We start from the raw sequence: 1,548 nt of genomic DNA, 5'->3' as shown, positions 1-1,548 counted from the left end.
GTAGACCGCCTGGGGAGTACGGCCGCAAGGTTAAAACTCAAATGAATTGACGGGGGCCCGCACAAGCGGTGGAGCATGTGGTTTAATTCGAAGCAACGCGAAGAACCTTACCTACTCTTGACATCCATAGAACATCTGAGAGATTAGATGGTGCCTTCGGGAACTATGAGACAGGTGCTGCATGGCTGTCGTCAGCTCGTGTTGTGAAATGTTGGGTTAAGTCCCGTAACGAGCGCAACCCTTATCCTTATTTGCCAGCGGGTCATGCCGGGAACTTTAAGGAGACTGCCGGTGACAAACCGGAGGAAGGTGGGGACGACGTCAAGTCATCATGGCCCTTACGAGTAGGGCTACACACGTGCTACAATGGCGTATACAGAGGGCTGCAAACTAGCGATAGTAAGCGAATCCCACAAAGTACGTCGTAGTCCGGATTGGAGTCTGCAACTCGACTCCATGAAGTCGGAATCGCTAGTAATCGTGAATCAGAATGTCACGGTGAATACGTTCCCGGGCCTTGTACACACCGCCCGTCACACCATGGGAGTTGATTGCTCCAGAAGTAGCTAGCTTAACCCTTCGGGGATGGCGGTTACCACGGAGTGGTCAATGACTGGGGTGAAGTCGTAACAAGGTAGCCCTAGGGGAACCTGGGGCTGGATCACCTCCTTAAACGATAGAAGCTCTGGTGAGCGTTCACACAAATTATCTGATGAGTGTTTTTAATAACACAATGTCTACTTTATAAGACGCACAGAAAGTGTTTGGGTCTGTAGCTCAGTTGGTTAGAGCGCACCCCTGATAAGGGTGAGGTCGGCCGTTCAAATCGGCCCAGACCCACCAGTATTTCCAATAACGTCGTTATTTAAGTGCTCGTTTAGCAAGCTAAACGTCACCCTCAAATGCCTTGTTCTTGAAAATCCTGATTGTTGATTGGAGAGTTCCTCTTCAATGTATCAAACACCAGTAAGTTGAAATGGGGCTATAGCTCAGCTGGGAGAGCGCCTGCTTTGCACGCAGGAGGTCTGCGGTTCGATCCCGCATAGCTCCACCATTTCTTACTGATTCCTGTGTCGAAAGATTAGCGAAGAGTGCTAAGCAAGATGTTGAACTGATTATTCAGTGATTCAATTTCTGACTTAGTGCTTTGCACTAAACTTGCTCTTTAACAATTCGAATTTTGAAATAACGATAAATCAAGCGTTAAACCGGTGGAAGTTCACTTTAACCTAGTGACTTCTATTATCGTAAATCCAGAGAGACACAAAAGCTCTTTGGTATGTGATCCGAAACTATTTTGGGTTATATGGTCAAGTGACCAAGCGTGCACGGTGGATGCCTTGGCAGTCAGAGGCGATGAAGGACGTGGTAATCTGCGAAAAGGTTCGGGGAGCTGATAAACAAGCTTTGATCCGAACATGTCCGAATGGGGAAACCCACCCGCTTGCGGGTATCGTATGGTGAATACATAGCCATACGAGGCGAACCCGGGGAACTGAAACATCTAAGTACCCGGAGGAAAAGAAATCAACCGAGATTCCCTAAGTA

2 tRNA genes and 2 rRNA genes are annotated in these 1,548 nt (G+C 48.1%); all 4 read left to right on the top strand.

What is annotated here, in order from left to right:
• A 16S ribosomal RNA gene (locus V6259_RS19475) occupies nt 1–672 on the top strand; the annotation flags it as partial.
• A 94-nt stretch (nt 673–766) separates the two neighbouring features.
• A tRNA-Ile gene (locus tag V6259_RS19470) sits at nt 767–843 on the top strand.
• A 135-nt stretch (nt 844–978) separates the two neighbouring features.
• Nucleotides 979–1,054, top strand: a tRNA-Ala gene (locus V6259_RS19465).
• Between the two features lie 254 nt (nt 1,055–1,308).
• Nucleotides 1,309–1,548, top strand: a 23S ribosomal RNA gene (locus V6259_RS19460); the annotation flags it as partial.

Origin of the sequence: Marinomonas sp. TI.3.20 (assembly GCF_038155025.1) — a bacterium.
Classification (GTDB): domain Bacteria; phylum Pseudomonadota; class Gammaproteobacteria; order Pseudomonadales; family Marinomonadaceae; genus Marinomonas; species Marinomonas flavescens.
Note: the sequence above shows the minus strand (reverse complement) of the source record. Positions and strands in the feature narration are given on the sequence as shown.